We start from the raw sequence: 20,325 nt of genomic DNA, 5'->3' as shown, positions 1-20,325 counted from the left end.
CTAAACCCCGGCAGGGGCCCCCGCACGCGAGGCTTAGCCCGGAGTCAGAATGAAGTCCCACGGATCACTGTTGGTGGTGCTGACCCGGATGTCGACGTCGTGGCCCTGGTCGCTGAGGACGTTTCCGAGTGCCTCAGCCGCGGCCGGCAGCCACAGCCACTCGCTGGCGAAGTGGGAAACGTCAATGAGGTACGGCCTGTCATTTACGGCATTCTCACGCGCCTCTGACGCCGGGTGGTGGCGGAGGTCCGCGGTCACGAAGAGGTCGGCGTTGCTCGCCCGGACCTCGTTGAACAGGGAGTCCCCCGCGCCGCCGCACACGGCGACGCGCCGCACCAGGCCGTCCTTGTCCCCGGAGACCCTGACGCCGCCGGCGACCGAGGGCAGGATGCCGTAGACGCGAGCTGCGAAGTCCCCGAGCGTCATGACGTCTTCAAGGTCCCCGACGCGGCCGATGCCTTCCTCCGGCAGGCCGTTCGTGGCGGGAGTCAGCGGCACAACATCATGGAGGCCAAGGGCGTCCGCAAGGACATCGGAGACGCCCCCGACCGCGGAGTCACCGTTGGTATGGACGGTCAGGAGCGCGGTTCCGGATTCGATCAGGCGGTGGACGGCTTTGCCTTTGGCAGTCGTGGCCGCAACGGAGGTAACGCCCTTGAGCAGAAGGGGGTGGTGCGTGATCAGCAGGTCAGCACCCCATTCGATGGCTTCTTCGATGACGTCAAGGGTGGGATCGACCGCGAACATGATCCTGCTGACGACTGCTGAGGGATGGCCTGCGACAAGGCCCACCTCGTCCCACTCCTCGGCGAGTGATTCGGGCCAGAGTTCTTCGACGGCCAGCAGGATCTCGCCCAGTGCCGGGGCATCCGAGGGTTCGGCAGCGTCAGACTCAGCACCGGCCGGATCAGCAGCGGTACGGGCGTCTTCTGCAACGTCGGTGTTCACAGGTTCCATACCCTCATTTTTACCCTATCCGCCGTCTTCGCCCGCACGCGCAGCAGTCTCGTAAGGTGGTTGGGGAATCATCGGCGCGCTTCAACCATTGAAGAGGACATGAAAACTTTTGTGCTTGGCGGAGGCTGCTTCTGGTGCCTTGACGCCGTCTACCAGCAAACCAAGGGTGTTACGTCGGTCATTTCCGGCTATACCGGCGGCCACGACCGCCATCCGGACTACTACTCGGTCTGCTCGGGCACCACAGGCCACGCCGAGGTGGTGGCGGTGAGCTTTGATGAGGACGTGATCCCGGCCGAGGTCATCCTGGACATGTTCTTCGCCCTCCACGATCCCACCACGCTCAACCGCCAGGGATACGACGTCGGTACCCAGTACCGCTCGTCCATGTTTTACGAGACCACGGAGGAAAAGATCCTTTTCGAGGAGGCGATCGAACGGAACCAGGCGCTGTGGGCGCATCCGATCGTCACCGAGGTCAGCAGGCTGCCCGTATTCCATGTGGCCGAGGATTTCCACCAGAACTACTACGGCAAGCATCCGGAACAGGGCTACTGCCAGGTGATCATCAACCCCAAGCTGGCCAAGGCAAGGAAATATTACTCTGCATGGCTTAATGCTTAGCTAGGCTCCGGCCGCCCTCGTTAGGCTGACCTCAGTATTCGCTGTTCAGAGAACTCTTCAGAGATAGGCACAAATACATGGCACGGATCTACGACGACGTCACCCAGCTTGTCGGCGGCACTCCGCTGGTCAGGCTCAACCGGCTGACCGAGGGCCTCGACGCCCATGTGGCGGTCAAGCTCGAGTTCTACAACCCGGCCAACAGCGTCAAGGACCGTATCGGCGTGGCCATTGTGGACGCAGCGGAGAAGTCCGGCGCGCTCAAGCCCGGCGGAACCATCGTCGAAGGAACCTCCGGCAACACGGGCATCGCCCTGGCCATGGTGGGTGCAGCCCGCGGCTACAAGGTCATCCTGACCATGCCCGAGACCATGTCCACCGAGCGCCGTGTCATGCTCCGCGCCTTCGGCGCGGAAATCGTGCTTACCCCGGGTTCCGAAGGCATGCGCGGCGCCGTGGAGAAGGCCCAGGAGATCGTGGCCAACACGGAGAACTCCATCTGGGCCCAGCAGTTCGCCAATGAAGCCAACCCGGAGATCCACCGCACCACCACCGCCGAGGAAATCTGGTCCGACACCGACGGCAAGGTGGACATCTTCGTCGCCGGCATCGGCACCGGCGGCACCGTCACCGGCGTCGGCCAGGTCCTGAAGGAACGCAAGCCCGACGTCCAGATCGTTGCCATCGAGCCGAAGGACTCCGCCATCCTGAACGGCGGCGCCCCCGGCCCGCACAAGATCCAGGGCATCGGTGCCAACTTCATTCCCGAAATCCTCGACACCAACGTCTACGACGAAGTCCTGGACGCCACCTTGGAGGACTCCGTCCGCGTTGCCCGCGACCTCGGCGTCAAGGAAGGCATCCTCGGCGGCATCTCCTCGGGTGCGATCGTCTGGGGAGCCCTCGAACTCGCCAAGCGCCCGGAGAATGCCGGTAAGCTCATCGTCGCGGTTGTCTGCGACTTCGGCGAGCGTTACATCTCCACCGTGCTCTATGACGACATCCGAGGCTAAGCCTTAGCCCGCCATTCACCGTTTCCTGTAGAAAGGTCTTTGTGAGCTTCTTCGCAAGACTTAAGGAAGACCTCGACGCCGCCCGGTCGCATGACCCGGCGGCTCGAGGCTCTTTTGAGAACTTTTTTGCCTACTCCGGCCTCCACGCGATCTGGGCGCACCGCCTGACGCACAAGCTCTGGCAGAATCCGTCGCTGCGCTTCCCGGCACGGCTGATTTCGCAGCTGGCACGGTTCCTGACCGGGATCGAGATCCACCCGGGCGCGACCATCGGCAAGCGCTTCTTCATCGACCACGGCATGGGCGTGGTCATCGGTGAGACGGCGGAGATCGGTGAGGACGTGATGATCTATCACGGCGTCACCCTGGGCGGACGCTCGCTGGCGAAGGTCAAGCGGCACCCCACCATCGGGGACCGCGTGACCATCGGCGCGGGCGCCAAGATCCTGGGCCCCATCACCATTGGCCGGGACAGCGCAGTGGGCGCCAACGCTGTGGTGGTGAAGGACGCCCCGCCGGAATCCATCATCACCGGTGTTCCTGCAACATGGCGCCACCGGGATGCCCAGCGCGAAACCAAACCGGCTGTGGACCCTGCCGAGTACTACATCGAGTACCGGATCTAGCGGCCCAGCCGCTGGTAGATAGTCCAGAACACTACGTCGAACGCGCGGTCCGGCAGGATCCTTCGCAGGGCCAGGATGGCGCGGGCGCCCTTGCCCACCGGGTAGCGCGTCTTCGGCCGGGCTGCCGTTGCGGCGTGGACAATGGCATCGGCGATGACAGCCGGGTGCGTTGACATGCTGGAACCTTCGGTGGAGGCCAGCGCCGCGGCGACGATTTTGGCCTGGTCCCGGTAGGGGCCATGCCCGGACGTTTCCAGCAGGCTCTCGCCCGAGATGCCTCCCCATTCAGTCTGCGTGCCCGCCGGTTCGATGATTGACACCTTGATGCCGTGCGGCTTGAGCTCCAGGCGCAAGGAGTCACTCAGGCCCTCGACGGCGAACTTCGTGGCGTGGTACCAGGCGCCGAGGGGCTCGTACATCTTGCCGCCGATGGAGGAAACGTTGATGATCCTCCCTTGGGCGGCGGCCCGCATGACGGGCAGCACCAGCTGTGTCATGCGCGCCAGGCCGAAGACGTTGACGTCGAACTGCCGCCGGCCTTCAGCCAGTTCCACCTCTTCCAAGGACCCGTAGGACCCGTAGCCGGCGTTGTTCACGAGGACATCGATCCGGCCGTGCGCCTCGAGGATTCCGCCCACGGCCGCCGCCATGGACGCCTCGTCCGTGACATCCAGCGCCAGCACCTTCACCCCGTGGGCCTTCAGCGGCTCCATCTTCTCGACCCGGCGGGCGCCTGCGTACACAGTGAATCCGTGCTCACTCAGCTTCCTGGCGGCCTCGAAGCCGATGCCGGTGGACGCACCGGTAACAAACGCGACTGGCTGCGACATGGGCTGCACTCCTTGGAGACGACAATCATTGGACAGGCTGCGATGGGAAGCCGCTGCCACCGAGAGGGTAGTCCGCAAACGGCAACGGCCGGCACGTCCCAGAGTATCCGGGAAGCGCCGGCCGTTGCCGTCATAGCACGGTGTGGCTTGAAGCTAGTGGGTGTCCACTGCCTCGATTTCGGACTTGTCCTCGCCCCACAGGGTGTGGAACGTGCCCTCGGCGTCAACACGGCCGTAGGTGTGCGCACCGAAGAGGTCGCGCTGGCCCTGGATCACCGCGGCCGGCAGGCGCTTGCGGCGCAGGCCGTCGTAGTATGCGAGCGACGAGGAGAACACCGGCACCGGGATGCCCAGCTGAACAGCCGTGGCCACCACTCGGCGCCATGCCGGCAGGACCTCGGCGATGGCCTTGGTGAAGGCCGGTGCGAACAGCAGGTTGGCGGGCTTTTCCTCAGCGGCGTAGGCCTTGGTGATTTCCTTCAGCAGTTCCGCACGGATGATGCAGCCGCCGCGCCACAGGGAAGCGATCTCGTCCAGCTTCAGGTCCCAGCCGTATTCCTTCGCGGCCGAGGTCAGCATGTCCAGGCCCTGGGCGTAGGAAACCAGCTTGGAGGCGTACAGAGCCTGGCGCACGTCCTCGACGAACGTTTCCGGAACCTCGACGGCGATTTCTTCGCCGGCCAGGAGTTCCTGGGCCAGCTTGCGCTGCTCGGCCTGGGACGAGAGGGCGCGTGCGAACACGGATTCGGCGATGCCCGACGTCGGGGATCCCAGCTCGAGTGCGGAGATAACCGTCCAGCGGCCCGTGCCCTTCTGGCCTGCGGCGTCCACCACGACGTCGACGAACGGCTTGCCGGTGCGGGTGTCGACGTGGCCGAGGACCTCGGCGGAGATTTCGATCAGGAAGGAGGCGAGCTCGCCCTTGTTCCACTCAGCGAAGATCTTGGACTGCTCGGCCGGTTCGATGCCGGCACCCGAGCGGAGAAGGTCGAAGGCTTCGCCGATGACCTGCATGTCGGCGTATTCGATGCCGTTGTGGACCATCTTGACGAAGTGGCCGGCGCCGTCGGTGCCGATCCAGGCGCAGCAGGGCTGGCCGTCAACATTAGCGGCGATCTTTTCCAGCAGCGGTCCGAGGGCGTCGTAGGACTCCTTGGAACCGCCGGGCATGATGGACGGGCCGTTCAGGGCGCCTTCCTCACCGCCGGAAACACCGATGCCTACGAAGTGCAGGTCCTTCTTGGCCAGGGCCGCTTCGCGGCGGCGGGTGTCCTCGTAGTGCGAGTTGCCGGCGTCGATGATGATGTCGCCGGCTTCCAGCAGGGGTTCCAGCTGTTCGATCACGGAGTCGACCGGCTTGCCGGCCTTGACCATGATCAAAACGCGGCGGGGCTTTTCCAGCGAATCCACGAGCTCCTGGAGGGTCTCGGTACGCACGAAGTCGCCGTCGTGTCCGTGCTTTTCCAGCAGCGCGTCAGTCTTCTCAACAGACCTGTTGTGCAGGGCAACGGTGAAGCCGTTCCGGGCCAGGTTGCGGGCGAGGTTGGCCCCCATCACCGCAAGGCCGGTGACACCGATGTGTGCTGACATCAAAACTCCAATTCATTTCTGTGCAACGTGTGCATTCTGTTCCGCACTTCCTGCGGAACACGCTTCAAGAACTAGTGGCTGTCAATAAACCATATGTATTTCCGTCGACAACGGGAAAGTTGCGCCCACGTTTTGGAAGGTGGCGCGTCACAAAACAGTCTATGATGCCGCCAGCGTCATGCCGGGCGCAGTGCACGCCCGGGCCGGGACGGTGCCGCGCAGGACGGCGGCCCCAGCCAGATTATGCTTACGACTATGTCAACCAGCCTCCACCACCGCGCCATCGAAAACCTGGGCACCCGCATCGTGAGCGGCGCGCTGCCCACTGGCCATGTGATGCTGGCGGAACAGCTTGAGGACGAACTGAAAGTCTCGCGCTCCGTGGTCCGCGAAGCAGTCCGCGTCCTGCAGTCCCTCGGCCTGGTGGAAACCATCAAGCGTGTGGGAATCCGGGTGCTTCCGGCCCACCGCTGGAATCCGTTTGATCCGCTGGTCATCCGCTGGCGCCTGGCCGGTGACGGCCGCGGCGCCCAGCTCAGGTCCCTCGCGGAGCTGCGCTCCGCCGTCGAGCCCGTTGCCGCCGAACTGGCGGCCGCCAATGCCCCCCAGGAGATCCGGCAGGAACTGCTGGACGTCTCGCTGGCAATGCGCGACGCCGGCCAGGCCGGCAATGTGGCCGAATTCCTGGAGCTGGACATCAAATTCCACTCACTTCTCCTCACCGGATCCGGCAACGAAATGTTCGCCAACCTCGTCGGGCAGGTGGCGGAAACGCTGACCGGCCGTACGGTCCACGGACTCATGCCGGACCGCCCGCGGGAGACGGCCCTGCAATGGCACGTTGATGTGGCAGAGGCCATCGCCGCAGCGGACGCCGCCGGTGCCCGCGAGGCCTCCGGCAGGATCATGCGCGAGACGATCTCTGAGATGGAACCCGGCTGGCGGGACCAGCCCAGGGTTTTCATTCCGCTGCAGCAGGGCTGAACTCCAGGAGTACCTTGCCGGATTCGGCGGAGTTCCGGGCCATTTCGAAGGCTTCCAGGGCGTCCTCCAGCGGGTATTCGTGGGTGATGACCGGGTCGATGAGCAGGGTGCCGTCGGCGAGGGCGGTGATGACGTCGTCGATCTCGTCGTTGAAGCGGAAGGAGCCCTTCAGCTCCAGTTCGCGGGTGATGGCGAGTGAGATCAGGACCGGTTGCGGGCCGGCGGGCAGCAGGCCCACCATCACCACGGTGCCGCCGCGGGCGGCGCCCTGGATGGCGGAGGCCAGGCCGTGGTGGTTGCCGGAAGATTCAATCACGACGTCGGCCTCGACCGCGGCGATCGCCGCCGCGTCGGAAGCGGCGAGCACGTCGTCCGCTCCCACGGCCGCCGCGATGTCCAGCGGTTTGGCGTGCATGTCCACGGCCACGATCCGCCCGGCACCGGCCCGTTTCAGCACCGCGACGGCCAGCGCACCGATGGGGCCGCTGCCGATCACCAGGGCCGTTTTGCCGCTGACGTCCCCGGCCCGGGCCACCGCGTGCCAGGCCACGGAGGCGGGCTCGATCAGCGCCGCGGTCCGCAGGCTAAGGCCTGCCGGCAGTGCCCGGAGCATCCGTGCCGGCAGGTTCACGTACCGGCTGAAGGCGCCGTCGGTGTGCGGGAAACGGGCAGCGCTGCCCAGGTACGTGCACCCCGGTGAGAGGTTGGGCCGGTCCGCCGGATACCGGGCCGCGCCCGGGCCGGGCGTGGCCGGATGGACAGCAACCCGGGTCCCGGCGGCCGGTCCGGTGCCGTCCGCCGCGCCCTGCAGCACGGTGCCGACAATCTCGTGCCCCAGCACCAGCGGCGCTTTCAGGATCGATTCCCCGGCCGCACCGTGCAGCCAGTAATGCAGGTCCGAACCGCAGATGCCACCGTAGCGGACTTCGATGACGGCCTCGTCCGGAGCAGGCGTGCCAAGAGGCACGTCCTCGATCCGGAGGTCACCGGCCGCGTGCGCCACCACGGCCGGGCCGCCGGCAGGAAGCTGGTGAACTCCGCCCATCAGACCACCACCGTCATTCCGCCGTCAATGAAAATGGTCTGCCCGTTCACGAAGTCCGAGCCGCTGGAGGCCAGCCACACCGCAGGACCGGCCAGGTCCTGCACCGTCCCCCACCGGTGCGCCGGAGTCCGGCCCAGAATCCAGGCGTTGAACCGCTCATCATCCACGAGGTTCTGCGTCATCTCGGTATGGATATAGCCCGGCGCGATCCCGTTGATCTGCAGGCCCGAGGCCGCCCACTCCGCGGTCATCGCCCGGGTCAGGTTCCGCAACCCGCCCTTCGCCGCGATATACGGGGCGATCGTGGGCCGGGCCAGGTCGGTCTGCACCGAACAAATGTTGATGATCTTCCCCCGCCCGCGCGGGATCATGTGCCGCGCCGCCTCACGCCCCACCAAAAACGCGCTCGTCAGGTCCGTGGAGATCACCCGCTCCCAATCCGCCACATCCAGCTCCAGCATCGGCACCCGGTGCTGGATCCCGGCATTATTCACCAGGATCTCCAACGGACCCACGTTCTCCTCCACCCACGCCACACCCCGCGCCGCCTCCGCATCACTCGTGACATCGAACGCGCAGCTGTGCACCCGCCCCGGCGGATACCCGGCCGCCATCGCAGCCTCCGCCGCCTTCACCCGCTCAACATTGATACCGTTTAACACCACCGTCGCCCCCGCATCCGCCAGCGCCCGCGCCAGCGCATTACCGATCCCCCGGCTCGAACCGGTCACCAGGGCAACACGCCCCGTCAAGTCAAAAAGTGCACTCATTGTTTGGTGTTCCTCAATTGGTCTGGGCTGTTTGGTGGTCACAGAGATTGGCGATAGTTTGCCGGACGGCGGCGAGGTCGAGGTCCCCGAGTCCCTGGCGCTTCAATTCGGCGTAAAGTTCGACGCCGGCCGAGGCCATGGGCACCGCCGCGTCCACGGCGGCGGCGCTTTCGAGGACGAACGAGAGATCCTTGTGCATGAACTTCGCCGGTCCTGTGGGTTCGTAATCCTTGGCGGCGAGTCGGGGCCCCACAACGTCCAGGACCCTGCTGCCGGCCAGCCCGCCGCCAAGCACCTCATACAACGCCGCAACGTCCATGCCCGAGCGCTCGGCGAGCTCGGCTGCTTCGGCGAGTGCCGCCGTCGTGGTTCCCACGATGAGCTGGTTGCAGGCTTTTGCCAACGACCCGGATCCCAGGGGCCCCAGCCGCCGGACAGTGCCGCCCATGGCGTTGAACAGCGGGAGGAGCCGTTGGAAGTCCCGTTCCTCCGCGCCGGCCATGATGGCCAGGGTCCCCTCCTCGGCGCCCGTGGTGCCGCCGCTGACGGGTGCATCGACAACCACTGCGTTGCCGCGGCTCACAGCCGCCACCCTCGCCCCGAAATCCTTCACGGCCGCGGGCGACACGCTGCTCATGACGACGACGGCGGTCCCGGGCGTGGGCGGCTCTGCGGCCCAGCCGGCGAGGAGCTCCCGGGCCGCGTCCTCTATGTAGGACAGGTCAGGGAGCATGAAGATGATGACCGGCTGGTCCCGCAGTGCTGCGACGTCTGCGGCGCGGATGCCTCCGCGTGCGGCAAAGTCGTCCAGGGCGGCAGTTGACCTGTTCCAGCCGGTGACGGTCCAGCCGGCCTTCAGCAGGTTGACGGCCATACGGCCGCCCATCAGGCCCAGCCCGACGAAACCGGCCCTTCTTTCGTTCAAATTTTCGCTCAGATCAGGGTTTGCCTGCGCATCCATCGGCAGCGGCACCTCACTTCATCGTGGTTATCGTCGTGGTCAGTCATTTGTTAACAGGAGGAAATCTGTTCAATATCCTAGCCTCCATTCAGTATGATGAACACTATGACGACTAAAACCACCGTCGCAATCGCCGTCCCGCTCGAAGCTGAGCTGGTTGAGCGCATCCGCGCCGTAGATCCCGCCGTGACCGTCCTCTACGAGCCCGACCTCCTCCCGCCCGAGCGGTTCCCGGCGGACCACTCCGGCGATCCGGAGTTCACGCGCACTCCCGAACAGGAGGAGCGCTACTGGGACATGCTGAACAAGGCCGAGGTCCTGTACGGCGTCCCCAACGAGAGCCCTGCCGGACTGGCCCGCATCGCCGGCAGCAACCCGCGGCTTCAGTGGATCCACGCAATGGCCGCGGGTGCGGGCGGAGCGGTCAAGGCTTCCGGTCTGGACCAGGAAACCCTGCAGAAATTCAAGGTGACCACCTCAGCCGGCGTTCATGCCCTGCCACTGGCGGAGTTCGCCGCGCTGGGTATCTTCAACGGCTTCAAACGCAGCGCGGAGCTAGCTGTGGACCAGGCCGCCAAGGTCTGGCCGGAACTGCGCACGCCGACGCGTCTGGTAAACGGCTCCACGCTGGTGGTGACGGGCCTCGGCGAGATCGGGCTGGAAACAGCCCGCATCGCACGGGCACTCGGCATGAAGGTTAGCGGCACCAAGCGGAACGTTGAGCCGATCGATGGCATCGAAGAGGTTGCCGGAAACGACGGCCTGGCCGGCCTGCTCGCCTCGGCCGACGCCGTCGTGAACACCCTGCCCGGCACGCCGTACACGGAAAAGCTGTTCAACCGTGAGGTATTCGCCGCAATGAAGCCGGGGACGGTTTTCGTCAACGTGGGCCGCGGTACCGTGGTGGACGAAGACGCACTCCTGGAGGCACTCGATAACGGCCAGGTGGGCTACGCCTGCCTCGACGTTTTCGCCGTCGAACCCCTGCCGCAGGACAGCCCGCTCTGGAACCACCCGAGGGTCATGGTTTCCCCGCATACGTCGGCCCTGAGCGCCGCTGAGAACCGGCTGATCGCCGAGCGCTTCAGCAGCAACCTGCGCACGTTCCTCGACGGCGGGGAACTCCCCCACCTCGTGGACACCGTGCACTTCTACTAAGCCGCATCACAGAACGATGCCACGAGGGCGGTGAGCGGAGGGGGTGCGTGTCCGGCCGGCAATGCGTCGACGAGCAGTGGCGCGTATCGGGCCTTGTTGCCGCTGCGTCCTCCGAAGAACCGGCGCAGCTGCATCGTAATCGGCCGTTCCCGCAGCGACGGCTGGCGCTGGAGGCGCCGGAACGATGCGAGCTCGCCTTGAGCCGCGATGACGTTGAGCACGCCATCGATCCCCAGGCTGCGGATGAGCTCGTCCTCCAGATCTGCATGACAGACGTGGAACCCGCGCTCGGCCAGGGAACCGGACCCGATGCCGGCCCGGCCGAGCGCGCGGGCGATGCCACGGGATTCCCCGGCATCACACAAGCCGACTATCCTGTGGCCCGCGCCATTCGGGCCATAGCGGTCGAGGAAGTGCCCGATGCTGGTCGCGCCGCCCATCGGGACGACTGACACCCGCAAGGCTGTCAGGTCATAGCCGAGGCGACGGGCCAGCGCCTCGACCGCCAGCCGGTCACTCTCACCCTCAACCAGCGCCGTCGTCGCCTGCATGGAAGTCGCCTGCATGGAACCAGTATGTCGGACGGCGTCTTGCGGCGGCATTCCAGGCCCTGCCTAGTGCGCCTCTGCCTGGTGCGGCCTTGCCCGTTCGACGTCGGCGGCGCTCCCGGCGTGCCCCCGGGCAATAAGTCCGGCCACCACGCCGTCGATGTCTGCCTCCGGCCGGTTCTGGCTGAGCTTGGTCTTCGCCTCGATCCGGGTGATCACCAGTTCCAGGCCCACGATGGCGCGCAACTGCCCGGAGATGTAACGCTCCGGCGCGTCGTCCACGCTCCACGGGTGGTCGAAGCCTGCTTCGTTTGCGTCGGTCAGCCGCCTGACCTGACCGGCGAGCCAGGCCGGATCGTCGTGGACAACCAAGGTTCCGTAGACGTGCGCCGTGGAGTAGTTCCAGGTGGGAACAACGCGCCCGTGCTCGGCCTTCGATGCGTACCAGGACGGCGAGATATAGGCGTCCGCCCCCTGGATAATGGCGAGTGCTTCTCCGATCACCGGCTCGGACCACTGCGCGTTGTTCCGGGCCACATGGGTGTTCAGGGCACCGTGTTCGCCGATCGAGGGGTCATAGGAGAACGGCAACATCGTGGCGAGCAGGCCCTGCGATGTCATGGTGACCAGATTGGCGGCGGCCGGCCGGCCCAGGAGATCCTGGACGGCGTCGGGTCCGGCTGCGAAATGGGCTGGGGTGTACATGGTGCTAATCCTTTGCAGGCTGGAGGGAACGTGTCGCGTGAAGAGCCGCGGGTTGCGCCGCGTGCGGAGCGGGTTGCGCCGCGTGCGGAGCGGGCACCGGTTTGAGGCGGACCCGCACGGCTGCGCCGGCGCAGAGGATAACCGCCACGCCGCCGACGATGGTGGTCCAGGTCAGGGCCTCGCCCAGCAGGAAGCCGGCCCAGCAGATGCTTAGTACTGGCTGGACGAGCTGGATTTGGCTGACCTGCGCCATGGGCCCGATGGCCAGTCCCCGGTACCAGGCGAAGAAGCCCAGGAACATGCTCACTACACCGAGGTAGGCGAACGCTGCCCACTGGACCGGTGAAGCCGACGGCGGCTGCTGAGCCAGGGAGAGCAGCGTCAGGACCACCATCAGCGGCGATGCCAGCACCACCGCCCAGGATACGGTCTGCCAGGGGCCCAGTTCGCGGGCCAGCAGGCCGCCTTCCGCGTAGCCGACAGCCGCTGCCACCACCGCGCCCAGGAGCAGCAGGTCCGCAGCGTGCAGCCGGCCGAACCCGCCGGACTGCAAGGAGGCGAAGGCAATAGCCGCCAGCGCGCCCAGACCGGTGATCAGCCAAAACACCAGGGGCGGACGTTCGCGCCCCCTCAGCACAGCGGCCGTCGCCGTCGCGGCAGGGAGCAGTGCGATCACCACCGCGCCGTGGCTGGCCGGCGTGGTGGTGAGCGCGAAGGATGTCAGTAAGGGAAATCCGATCACGACGCCGGCGGCCACCACGGCGAGCCGGGCCCACTGCACGCCGCGGGGAAGCCGCTGCCGTGAGATTGCGAGGGCAAAGGCAGCGAGGACGGCGGCCGCCGCTGCGCGGCCGGACCCGACGAACAAGGGCGAAAGCCCCGCGACGGCGACCTTGGTGAACGGAACCGTGAACGAGAAGGCCGCTACTCCGAGGAGGCCCCACCAGAGTCCCGAAGGAGTGCGGGACAGTACCACTGGGTTCAAAATGGCGGTAGCGCTACTATTGTCTTCCATGAACAACGATAGCAGCTCCCGAATTGCGACGCGACTGCGGGAGTGGGTCGCCAAGGCCGCGCCAGGATCGAAACTGCCGTCCACAAGGTCGCTGGTCGCCGAGTACCATGCCAGTCCGGTGACCGTGCAAAAGGCGCTCCAGACCCTCACTGCGCTGGGGCTGATCGAGAGCCGGCCCGGCGTCGGAACGTTTGTCCGGGCCGTCCGGACTGCGCGGCCCTCGGACTATGGGTGGCAGACGGCGGCCCTGCGGTCACCGCTGGTACCGCTGCCCTTGGCCTCCAGCACCATGCGCGACGTCGCCAACAGCGCCATAGCTTTCCACTCCGGCTACCCGGACCGGGAACTCCTGCCTGAGCGCCTTGTCCGGGCGGCACTCGCCCGCGCGGCCCGGAGCGACGCAGCTTTGTCCCGTCCCCCGGCAGCGGGCCTGCCGGAACTGCAATCGTGGTTCGCACACGAAGTCGGCGCCTCGACCCCGGCCGGAACCACGCCGCCGAACCCGAGCGACGTCGTCGTACTGCCGGGAAGCCAGAGCGGGCTCAGTTCCATTTTCAGCGCGCTGGCCGGCCGCGGACAGCCGCTGCTGATGGAATCACCAACCTACTGGGGCGCCATTCTGGCGGCGGCGCAGGCCGGCGTCCGCGTTGTTCCGGTGCCCAGCGGACCGGACGGTCCGGACCCGGCGGAACTGGCCCGGGCCTTTGACGAAACAGGCGCGCGCCTGTTCTATGCCCAGCCGAACTACGCAAACCCCACCGGTGCGCAGTGGGCGGCCGGGCGGGGTGACGAGGTTTTGGAGGTGGTGCGCGCGAAGGGTGCGTTCCTGGTGGAGGACGACTGGGCGCACGACTTCGGCATCACCACCAGTCCGGTGCCTGTCGCCTCCCGCGACGACTCCGGCCACGTGGTGTACCTCCGCTCGCTGACCAAGAGCGTATCCCCGGCCATCCGCATCGCAGCCGTTATCGCCCGCGGCCCGGCGCGTGAACGGATTCTCGCAGACCGGGCGGCCGAGTCGATGTATGTCAGCGGCCTGCTGCAGGCGGCAGCGCTCGACGTCGTGACCCAGCCCGGGTGGCAGACGCACCTGCGGAGCCTCCGGCACCAGCTCCAGTCGCGCCGCGACCTCCTGGTCACCAGCATGCGAGAGCACGCCCCGCAGGCACACATCGAGCAGGTTCCCAAGGGAGGCCTGAACCTCTGGGCGCGGCTGCCCGACGGAACGGACCTCGAACGGCTGACCCGCGACTGCGAAAGCGCCGGGGTCATCATCGCCGCCGGGCGGGAGTGGTTCCCGGCCGAACCCGCCGGCGCGTTCATCCGCCTCAATTACTCCGGGTCCAACCCGGGGGCGTTCCCCGAAGGGGCTCGGATCATCGGACAGGCACTGGAGCGCAACAAAGCTTAGCGACAGGCGGGCACGGCAAAGGCTGCGGCTTCCTCCGCGCGGAGGGAGCCACAGCCTTTGTTCCGGAGTGCAGTTGCGGCGGTGCGGGTGGTTCTAGCTCGCGTCCTCGGTCAGGACGAGGTCGCGGCCCACGGTCTCCGGAGTGAAGAACGTGGTGGCGAACGAAATGAGCGCCAGCACCAGCGAGTAGATGGCAAGCACCAGCCAGGAGTGATCCGTGGCCGCCAGCAGCGACGCGCCGACGAGGGGAACGAGGCCGCCGGCCAAGACAGCGGAGAGTTCGCGGCTCATGGCAACGCCGGTGAAGCGGTACTGGGAACCGAACAGTTCCGGCAGGAGCGGGCACTGCGGTCCGAGCATGGACTGGACGCCGATGGCGATACCCACCACCATGACCACCCAGACAAGGGTCACGTTGCCCAGCGTCACAAGGTAGAACGCCGGGAGTGCGATGACGGCCTGGAAGAGTGCGCCGTAGCGGTAGACCGGCACCCGGCCGAAACGGTCCGAAAGCGCCCCGAAGGTGACCACCATGACGGCGGCGAAGCCGGCGGCAATGAGCAGGCCCACAGGCCCGATGAACTTGTCGCCCGGGAACACCCCGTCCTTGGCTGCCAGGAAGGCGATCAGGAGAGCTGAGTAGATCGACGAGTTGCCGTTCTCGCCCATGCGCAGGCCGATGCCCACCAGGACGTTCTTCTTGGAGTGCTTCCACAGCTGGCCGATGGGGTTCTTGACCACGTTCTTGTGCTTTTCGAGCTCCTGGAACACCGGAGTTTCCTTGAGCCGGAGCCGGATGAAGATGGCTACTGCAATCAGGAAGATGCTAGCCAGGAAGGGCACTCGCCACAGCCAGCCTTCGAGCACTGCCTTGTCAGCCATGGCAATCAACGCAAAGGTTCCGGCGCCGAGGAGGGTGCCGAGCTGGATGCCGACGAACGGCAGGGAAGCAAAGAATCCACGACGGCGGCGCGGCGCGACTTCGGATATCAGCGTGGTGGCGCCGGCCTGTTCAGCCCCGGCGCCGAGGCCCTGGAGAATGCGCAGCGTCACGAGAAGGACCGCACCCAGCATGCCCGCCTGCTCGAACGTGGGAAGCAGGCCGATGGCGAAGCTTGCGGTTCCCATCAGGCCGATCGTGAGGATAAGGACCATCTTCCGGCCGAACCTGTCGCCGATGTAGCCGAAGATGACCCCGCCGAACGGTCGGGCCGCAAACCCCACGCCGTAGGTGGCGAAGGACGCGATCAGCGCGCCGTCTTCACCAAGGGGCTTGAAGAAAAGCGGTCCGAAGATCAAAGCCGATGCGAGGCCGTAAATGTAGAAATCGTAGTACTCCAGAGCGGAGCCCACGGAGCTGGCAAGAGTTGCCCTCCGCAGTTGTTCCGGTTCGACGACGGCGTCGTCCGCATCGGCCAGTGGTGATTCAGTACGAGTTGTCACAAGCACTCCCTTAAGAACACTCCAGACCCCCGTTGGTCTGGTGGGATAGCGACGACACCGGTGGTGTCGATCACTATATTGAACAGCGTACAGCACCCTGAACGGTTCGCCAATGATGAAAGCTGATTTATTTTCCGGCGGAATCTGGGCCGGCCCTCAGCCTCCCCTTCTTACCCCATGGGATTGCCCAGCGACCGGGCCAGCTCCTGCAGTTCCTTGACCATCATGGCGCCCTGCTCCTCGGAGTAGGTGGCCTTTAGGGCGGTGACGGACAGCCCCAGGCTGGGCCCGTGCGCACCCCTGGTGGGAACCGACACAGCCAGGCAGACGACTCCCGTGGTGGACTCCTCGTCCTCGAAGGCATATCCGCGCTCCCGGATGAGGGGCAGCTGCTTCTTGAATTCAGCACCCGTCCGGAGCGACTTCGGGGTGAGTACGGGAAGTTCCTGGTCGTCGGGGAACATTTCGTCGATGTCGTGATCATGCAGCCTTGCAATGAGCGCCTTACCCACAGCGCACAACGACACCGGCATCTTGTCACCGATATTCGAGGTCAGCCGGACCGCGGGATGCCCTTCGTAACGGGCCAGGTAGATGACGTTGGTCCCGTCCAGCATGGCGATGCGGACAGTCTCGCCGGACAGGGTGGGTGCCTGCTCACAGAAGCGGTAGAACTCCTGCACCTCATCAAGCCTGCTCAGGTAGGCAGCGCCCAGTTCTACGAGTTTGCGCCCGAGCGTAAAGTCGGCCCCCTGCCGGTTGATAAGGCGCGCTTCCTCAAGGGCAAGCAGGAGGTTCGATGTTGATGACTTGGGGATTCCGAGTTCCCGGGAGAGATCACTCAGCGTTAGCCGACCCGTCGCGGAGGCGGCCAGGGCCTCCAGTACGGCGGCGGCACGCGTCACGGCCGGCGCAGGGGACGCACTCCCCAGTCCGTCGGAAGTGCGGGGAGCCCGGGAATCGGCCATGATTCTCCTTCAGTTAAAGCGCGTCCGTAAGTGCGCCGTTCATTCACAGCTGTTCATTCAGCTGAACAGTAACCATCATAATGTCTGCGGGCACGATTTGCTCGCCCTGCGCGGATCGCCGGGGAGGGGCGGGCGCCGGCGCCGAGGGACCTTCGACCCTGGAAGGAGAGGCCGGGGCATGGAAATGTTTCACATTTCGAAAAATTCACTGTATATTCATTCCAAGCCTTCCACCGCGGCATCCCCCAATAGCCGCGGTGGAAGGCTTTTCCAATTCCCCGGGATTCCGCTGTCCATCAACGGTCCAGCGGATCACGCGGCGTCGGCAACGGCCTCCCGGAGCCGCCAGCCTCCACCGAGTCCGTCGCGGATCAGTTCCATGGTGGTCAGGGCCGAGTTCTCGTTCCGGCCAAGGCGGGCCTGGACCCGCCACACCTCGATGTCCACTCGCCCCAGGCCCCTGGGCATCCTGCGCTCGGCCTCCCACCAGCTGATGCGCTCAAACCAACGGACCGGCTCCGCGCCAATGGTCCATTCGCGGCCACCGCGGAGAACGGAAAGCGGCCGGCCGTCCGGTGCCAGCCTCATCATGACGTGTTCCATGCCGCCACACTATGGACGGGGTCCGACATTCTTCCCTGGCGCCAATGAACGTGTCACGGACAACAAAAAACCCCGCCGATGCCTGCCTGATCGGCCTGCAACGACGGGGTTTTGCTGGTGGGTCCTACCGGGATCGAACCGATGACATCCACGGTGTAAACGTGGCGCTCTACCAGCTGAGCTAAAGACCCAAACCGCGGCTTCCGCGCCTCAGCGCTTCAACCAACGAACAACAACTCTACCGGACAAGTCCCGGAGAACGCCAATCGGGCAACCCGGCCAGGGGGCAGTGCGGCGCACGTCACAGGTCCGGCAGTTCGGCGGCCAGCCACGTCAATGATTCACTGACCCCCGCCTCCAGCTTTATGGTGGCGAGGTCGTCGCCGCGCGTGGCTCCCCGGTTGATGATCACCACCGGCTTCTCCTGCTTTGCTGCGTGCCGGACGAATCGAAGGCCGCTCATGACCGTTAGTGAGGATCCGGCAACAACCAGGGCGCCGGCCTCGTCGACCATGGCATACGAGCGCTCCACCCGGTCTTTCGGTACATTTTCGCCAAAGTACACAAAGTCTGGTTTGAGGGTGCCTCCGCAGGCCGGGCAGTGAGCCACGACGAAACTGCCGATCAGGGCCGAGTCCTCTACTGTTGCATCGGCGTCGGGTGCAATCTCCACCACGCCGTCCGCCAGGGCCCGTTCCAGGAATCCGGGGTTCAGCTCCTCCAGGACTCCTGCCAGCAGGGTCCTGCTGTAGCGGCGGGCGCAGGACAGACAGGCCACCCGGTCGAAGCGCCCATGGAGGTCAACGACATTGACGCTGCCCGCATCTTCGTGGAGCCGGTCCACGTTTTGGGTGATGAGGCCGGTGAGAAGGCCCCGCTGCTCAAGCCGGGCCGCAGCCGCATGGCCCTCATTCGGATCAGCGCGCCGGAGGTGCGACCAGCCGATGTGGTTACGGGCCCAATACCGCTGGCGGTTACCGGCGTGGCCGATGAACTCCTGATAGGTCATGGGCGCCCTCGGGGCAGCTCCGGGCCCGCGATAGTCCGGGATGCCCGAGTCTGTGCTGAGGCCGGCTCCCGTGAGGAGCGCGAAGCGTTTTCCGGCTATGGCGTCCCTGATCTTCCCCAGGACTCCAAGTTCGTCCGGGGCGGGAGCGGCAGCACCCACCGGCGGCAGGCTGGCGAATCCAGTCATGCCAAGTCCGGGGTGCCGCTGCCTCATTCCGTCAGTTCCTGCCGAGCTCCGCCAGGGCCGCGCGGTATCCCGCCAGATCACGGGCCTGGCCGCGAGGATTCACCACGACGTACCGGATGATGCCGTGCGCGTCGATGATGAAAGTTCCGCGCTGTGCCATGCCGCTGCCCGGGTCGAAGACGCCGTAGTCCGATGCCACTGCCCCGTGCGGCCAGAAGTCGGCCAGCAGATCAAATCCGTAGCCTTCCTTTTCCGCATAGGCCCGCACCGTGAACTTGCTGTCCACGGAGATGGCCAGGACAGTTGCGTCCGCGTCTGCGAACAGCGAAAGGTTGTCCCGGATCTCGCAAAGCTCGCCGGTACAGATCCCCGAGAAGGCAAACGGATAGAAAACGACGACGATGTTGCGTCCCCGAAGCTCCGACAGCCGGACCGGTTCGCCGTACTGATTGACCAGCTCGAAGTCCGGGGCCGGCTCGCCGACCTCCGGAACCCTGGCCGTCGCGGAATTCTCTGCCTGTTGCAGTGGCTGAAGCGTCACTTGTTCTTCCTGGTGACCAGGCGCGTGGCGCTCCAGTCCTTGGAGACACCGGCCGAAGTGGTGAGGTGAAGCCCTGCCGTGGGTGCTGCTTCCTGGATCTCCGCCGGGGACACGTAGCCCTGCCGCCCCGACTTCGGAGTCAGAACCCAGACCACACCGTTCTCACTCAACGTGGTCAGGGAATCCATGAGCGTGTCAACAAGGTCCCCGTCGCCGTCCCGCCACCAGAAAATGACGGCGTCTACAACGTCATGGTCGTCTTCATCCAGGAGTTCGGACCCGGTGAGGTCCTCGATATCGTCACGTAAGTCGAAGTCGACGTCGTCGTCGTAACCGAACTCCTGAATCAGATCCCCGTTTTTGAAACCCAATTTTTCCGCCACATTTACCGAAGTGGCGGCGTCGGCCTCACTCACGTGTTCCTCCAATGCTTAGTCATTTGCATAAATCTAGTGATTTCCATTACTACAAGCCAACACCCTTTGTGCCTGCTCTTCAAGCTACTGCCCCCGCGATCCCACTTATTCTGCGTCACACCAAGGGTCTGGCGGGGGTCCGGCCCGGCGGCTGCCGTCACAAACCAGTATGACGTCAAATACGACGAGGACGTCAGGCAGCGGCTACGCATCGGATAGCTCTCACAGCTAGAGTGGCTGATGACGTCTATGCCGGCGGGGCGATCGCCCTGGATTTAAGCGGTCATAGACGTGATAGGACCCTGCCCGGCGCACATGACCGGGCTGTTGTAACCGATACGTCGCACACGTCGCGTTCACGCCAGGCAGTTACCCTGCCGGACCTGAGTGCGCCGATGCATGCGCGCAAAGAGAGGTTGGACGTGGCTGCAGGAGAAGATACCTCCCATATCCTCAGCGGGTTGACTAACCAGCTGCCTGATCGTGATCCGGAAGAGACCGCCGAATGGATTGAGTCCCTGGATACGCTGATCAGGGAACAGGGCACCGAGCGTGCCCAGTACATCATGCGCAGTCTCCTGCAGCGTGCCGGCGCCCAGAGCGTCGGGGTTCCGATGGTCACCACCACGGACTATGTGAACACCATCCCGGTGGACCAGGAAGCGGAGTTCCCCGGGAACGAGGAATACGAACGCCGCTACCGGGCCTACATGCGCTGGAACGCCGCGGTGATGGTGCACCGGTCCCAGCGGCCGAACATCGGGGTGGGCGGGCACATCTCCACCTATGCCGGTGCCGCGACCCTGTACGAGGTCGGCTTCAACCACTTCTTCCGCGGCAAGGACCACCCCGGCGGCGGGGACCAGGTCTTCTTCCAGGGCCACGCCTCCCCCGGCATGTACGCCCGCGCGTTCATGGAAGG

At 65.6% G+C, this 20,325-nt stretch carries 21 protein-coding genes, 1 tRNA gene and 1 pseudogene; 7 read left to right on the top strand and 16 right to left on the bottom strand.

The genetic code is table 11. The features are described 5' to 3' along the window. Nucleotides 1–33: 33 nt before the first annotated feature. Nucleotides 34–957: a Nif3-like dinuclear metal center hexameric protein gene (locus BS38_RS0100115; RefSeq protein WP_028268953.1), complete on the bottom strand. Its 924-nt coding sequence runs from the start codon at nucleotides 955–957 to the stop codon at nucleotides 34–36. Between the two features lie 99 nt (nucleotides 958–1,056). Here BS38_RS0100115 and msrA point away from each other — a divergent pair, with 99 nt between their 5' ends. The 3 genes from msrA (at nucleotide 1,057) to epsC (ending at nucleotide 3,220) form a co-directional block, all read left to right on the top strand. Further along, the gene (gene msrA, locus BS38_RS0100110; protein ID WP_028268952.1) at nucleotides 1,057–1,581 is read left to right on the top strand and encodes a peptide-methionine (S)-S-oxide reductase MsrA; all 525 of its coding nucleotides are present in this window, start codon (nucleotides 1,057–1,059) and stop codon (nucleotides 1,579–1,581) included. Between the two features lie 77 nt (nucleotides 1,582–1,658). Beyond that, entirely contained in the window at nucleotides 1,659–2,594 is a 936-nt protein-coding gene (cysK, locus tag BS38_RS0100105) for a cysteine synthase A (RefSeq protein WP_028268951.1), read from the top strand. A 41-nt stretch (nucleotides 2,595–2,635) separates the two neighbouring features. Next, nucleotides 2,636–3,220 (top strand): serine O-acetyltransferase EpsC, encoded by a 585-nt coding sequence (gene epsC, locus BS38_RS0100100; RefSeq protein WP_011692289.1) that lies wholly within the window; start codon nucleotides 2,636–2,638, stop codon nucleotides 3,218–3,220. Here epsC and BS38_RS0100095 read toward each other — a convergent pair. Continuing rightward, nucleotides 3,217–4,050, bottom strand: a complete 834-nt coding sequence (locus BS38_RS0100095) for an oxidoreductase (RefSeq protein ID WP_028268950.1) — start codon at nucleotides 4,048–4,050, stop codon at nucleotides 3,217–3,219. The genes epsC and BS38_RS0100095 overlap by 4 nt on opposite strands. 153 nt (nucleotides 4,051–4,203) lie before the next feature. Then, nucleotides 4,204–5,640 carry an NADP-dependent phosphogluconate dehydrogenase gene (gene gndA / locus BS38_RS0100090; RefSeq protein ID WP_028268949.1) on the bottom strand — a complete coding sequence of 479 codons (1,437 nt, stop codon included), beginning with the start codon at nucleotides 5,638–5,640 and terminating at the stop codon, nucleotides 4,204–4,206. A gap of 255 nt (nucleotides 5,641–5,895) precedes the next feature. Here gndA and BS38_RS0100085 point away from each other — a divergent pair, with 255 nt between their 5' ends. Beyond that, nucleotides 5,896–6,624, top strand: a complete 729-nt coding sequence (locus BS38_RS0100085) for a FadR/GntR family transcriptional regulator (RefSeq protein WP_028268948.1) — start codon at nucleotides 5,896–5,898, stop codon at nucleotides 6,622–6,624. Here the strand turns inward: BS38_RS0100085 and BS38_RS0100080 are convergent. Genes BS38_RS0100080 through BS38_RS0100070 form a run of 3 tightly spaced genes read right to left on the bottom strand, consistent with a single transcriptional unit; the run spans nucleotide 6,602 to nucleotide 9,400 of the window. After that, nucleotides 6,602–7,669, bottom strand: coding sequence for an L-idonate 5-dehydrogenase (locus tag BS38_RS0100080; RefSeq protein ID WP_028268947.1), 1,068 nt, complete (start codon nucleotides 7,667–7,669; stop codon nucleotides 6,602–6,604). The two genes, BS38_RS0100085 and BS38_RS0100080, sit on opposite strands and share 23 nt — an antisense overlap. Continuing rightward, nucleotides 7,669–8,439 carry an SDR family oxidoreductase gene (locus BS38_RS0100075; protein ID WP_028268946.1) on the bottom strand — a complete coding sequence of 257 codons (771 nt, stop codon included), beginning with the start codon at nucleotides 8,437–8,439 and terminating at the stop codon, nucleotides 7,669–7,671. The genes BS38_RS0100080 and BS38_RS0100075 overlap by 1 nt, the downstream gene beginning before the upstream one ends. 13 nt (nucleotides 8,440–8,452) lie before the next feature. Next, entirely contained in the window at nucleotides 8,453–9,400 is a 948-nt protein-coding gene (locus tag BS38_RS0100070; protein WP_051628676.1) for an NAD(P)-dependent oxidoreductase, read from the bottom strand. A gap of 93 nt (nucleotides 9,401–9,493) precedes the next feature. Here BS38_RS0100070 and BS38_RS0100065 point away from each other — a divergent pair, with 93 nt between their 5' ends. After that, entirely contained in the window at nucleotides 9,494–10,558 is a 1,065-nt protein-coding gene (locus BS38_RS0100065) for a D-2-hydroxyacid dehydrogenase (protein ID WP_043437294.1), read from the top strand. Here BS38_RS0100065 and BS38_RS0100060 read toward each other — a convergent pair. From BS38_RS0100060 to BS38_RS24040, 3 genes are read right to left on the bottom strand one after another with little or no spacing between them, the layout of a single operon-like run. Beyond that, nucleotides 10,555–11,124 carry a TOPRIM nucleotidyl transferase/hydrolase domain-containing protein gene (locus BS38_RS0100060; RefSeq protein WP_231510969.1) on the bottom strand — a complete coding sequence of 190 codons (570 nt, stop codon included), beginning with the start codon at nucleotides 11,122–11,124 and terminating at the stop codon, nucleotides 10,555–10,557. The genes BS38_RS0100065 and BS38_RS0100060 overlap by 4 nt on opposite strands. Nucleotides 11,125–11,172: 48 nt before the next feature. Continuing rightward, a complete protein-coding gene (locus tag BS38_RS0100055) occupies nucleotides 11,173–11,811 on the bottom strand; it encodes an FMN-binding negative transcriptional regulator (RefSeq protein WP_028268942.1) in 639 nt (212 codons plus the stop codon). A 4-nt stretch (nucleotides 11,812–11,815) separates the two neighbouring features. Beyond that, nucleotides 11,816–12,826 (bottom strand): DMT family transporter, encoded by a 1,011-nt coding sequence (locus tag BS38_RS24040; protein ID WP_081818760.1) that lies wholly within the window; start codon nucleotides 12,824–12,826, stop codon nucleotides 11,816–11,818. Here BS38_RS24040 and BS38_RS0100045 point away from each other — a divergent pair. After that, nucleotides 12,825–14,237 (top strand): aminotransferase-like domain-containing protein, encoded by a 1,413-nt coding sequence (locus tag BS38_RS0100045; protein ID WP_028268941.1) that lies wholly within the window; start codon nucleotides 12,825–12,827, stop codon nucleotides 14,235–14,237. The genes BS38_RS24040 and BS38_RS0100045 overlap by 2 nt on opposite strands. A gap of 93 nt (nucleotides 14,238–14,330) precedes the next feature. On the opposite strand, the gene BS38_RS0100040 is transcribed toward BS38_RS0100045, so the two are convergent. The 7 genes from BS38_RS0100040 to BS38_RS0100010 all read right to left on the bottom strand — a co-directional run bounded on the left by BS38_RS0100040 (nucleotide 14,331) and on the right by BS38_RS0100010 (nucleotide 19,403). Further along, nucleotides 14,331–15,680, bottom strand: coding sequence for an MFS transporter (locus tag BS38_RS0100040; protein ID WP_156037029.1), 1,350 nt, complete (start codon nucleotides 15,678–15,680; stop codon nucleotides 14,331–14,333). A 170-nt stretch (nucleotides 15,681–15,850) separates the two neighbouring features. Then, a complete protein-coding gene (locus BS38_RS0100035) occupies nucleotides 15,851–16,648 on the bottom strand; it encodes an IclR family transcriptional regulator (protein ID WP_028268939.1) in 798 nt (265 codons plus the stop codon). A gap of 312 nt (nucleotides 16,649–16,960) precedes the next feature. Further along, nucleotides 16,961–17,251: a hypothetical protein gene (locus BS38_RS0100030; protein WP_028268938.1), complete on the bottom strand. Its 291-nt coding sequence runs from the start codon at nucleotides 17,249–17,251 to the stop codon at nucleotides 16,961–16,963. A gap of 115 nt (nucleotides 17,252–17,366) precedes the next feature. Then, nucleotides 17,367–17,442 (bottom strand) — tRNA-Val (locus BS38_RS0100025). 110 nt (nucleotides 17,443–17,552) lie between these two features. Then, the gene (locus BS38_RS0100020; RefSeq protein ID WP_028268937.1) at nucleotides 17,553–18,473 is read right to left on the bottom strand and encodes an NAD-dependent protein deacetylase; all 921 of its coding nucleotides are present in this window, start codon (nucleotides 18,471–18,473) and stop codon (nucleotides 17,553–17,555) included. A 4-nt stretch (nucleotides 18,474–18,477) separates the two neighbouring features. Beyond that, on the bottom strand, nucleotides 18,478–18,987 hold the full coding sequence (locus BS38_RS0100015) for a peroxiredoxin (protein ID WP_231510968.1): 510 nt from the start codon (nucleotides 18,985–18,987) through the stop codon (nucleotides 18,478–18,480). Further along, nucleotides 18,984–19,403: a DUF3052 domain-containing protein gene (locus BS38_RS0100010; protein WP_028268935.1), complete on the bottom strand. Its 420-nt coding sequence runs from the start codon at nucleotides 19,401–19,403 to the stop codon at nucleotides 18,984–18,986. The genes BS38_RS0100015 and BS38_RS0100010 overlap by 4 nt, the downstream gene beginning before the upstream one ends. Nucleotides 19,404–19,798: 395 nt before the next feature. Here BS38_RS0100010 and BS38_RS24035 point away from each other — a divergent pair. After that, nucleotides 19,799–20,325, top strand: a pseudogene (locus BS38_RS24035) (pyruvate dehydrogenase (acetyl-transferring), homodimeric type); the annotation flags it as partial.

The organism is Arthrobacter sp. UNC362MFTsu5.1, from assembly GCF_000685965.1.
Lineage (GTDB): Bacteria > Actinomycetota > Actinomycetes > Actinomycetales > Micrococcaceae > Arthrobacter.
This window is presented reverse-complemented; position numbering and strand designations above follow the sequence as displayed.

Bases quoted from the DNA above. Each gene is read 5' to 3' on its own strand.
- BS38_RS0100115 (WP_028268953.1), bottom strand. From the start codon at position 957: ATGGAACCTGTGAACACCGACGTTGCAGAAGACGCCCGTACCGCTGCT.
- msrA (WP_028268952.1), top strand. From the start codon at position 1,057: ATGAAAACTTTTGTGCTTGGCGGAGGCTGCTTCTGGTGCCTTGACGCC.
- cysK (WP_028268951.1), top strand. From the start codon at position 1,659: ATGGCACGGATCTACGACGACGTCACCCAGCTTGTCGGCGGCACTCCG.
- BS38_RS0100095 (WP_028268950.1), bottom strand. From the start codon at position 4,050: ATGTCGCAGCCAGTCGCGTTTGTTACCGGTGCGTCCACCGGCATCGGC.
- gndA (WP_028268949.1), bottom strand. From the start codon at position 5,640: ATGTCAGCACACATCGGTGTCACCGGCCTTGCGGTGATGGGGGCCAAC.
- BS38_RS0100085 (WP_028268948.1), top strand. From the start codon at position 5,896: ATGTCAACCAGCCTCCACCACCGCGCCATCGAAAACCTGGGCACCCGC.
- BS38_RS0100080 (WP_028268947.1), bottom strand. From the start codon at position 7,669: ATGGGCGGAGTTCACCAGCTTCCTGCCGGCGGCCCGGCCGTGGTGGCG.
- BS38_RS0100075 (WP_028268946.1), bottom strand. From the start codon at position 8,439: ATGAGTGCACTTTTTGACTTGACGGGGCGTGTTGCCCTGGTGACCGGT.
- BS38_RS0100070 (WP_051628676.1), bottom strand. From the start codon at position 9,400: ATGGATGCGCAGGCAAACCCTGATCTGAGCGAAAATTTGAACGAAAGA.
- BS38_RS0100065 (WP_043437294.1), top strand. From the start codon at position 9,494: ATGATGAACACTATGACGACTAAAACCACCGTCGCAATCGCCGTCCCG.
- BS38_RS0100060 (WP_231510969.1), bottom strand. From the start codon at position 11,124: ATGCAGGCGACTTCCATGCAGGCGACGACGGCGCTGGTTGAGGGTGAG.
- BS38_RS0100055 (WP_028268942.1), bottom strand. From the start codon at position 11,811: ATGTACACCCCAGCCCATTTCGCAGCCGGACCCGACGCCGTCCAGGAT.
- BS38_RS0100045 (WP_028268941.1), top strand. From the start codon at position 12,825: ATGAACAACGATAGCAGCTCCCGAATTGCGACGCGACTGCGGGAGTGG.
- BS38_RS24040 (WP_081818760.1), bottom strand. From the start codon at position 12,826: ATGGAAGACAATAGTAGCGCTACCGCCATTTTGAACCCAGTGGTACTG.
- BS38_RS0100035 (WP_028268939.1), bottom strand. From the start codon at position 16,648: ATGGCCGATTCCCGGGCTCCCCGCACTTCCGACGGACTGGGGAGTGCG.
- BS38_RS0100030 (WP_028268938.1), bottom strand. From the start codon at position 17,251: ATGGAACACGTCATGATGAGGCTGGCACCGGACGGCCGGCCGCTTTCC.
- BS38_RS0100020 (WP_028268937.1), bottom strand. From the start codon at position 18,473: ATGAGGCAGCGGCACCCCGGACTTGGCATGACTGGATTCGCCAGCCTG.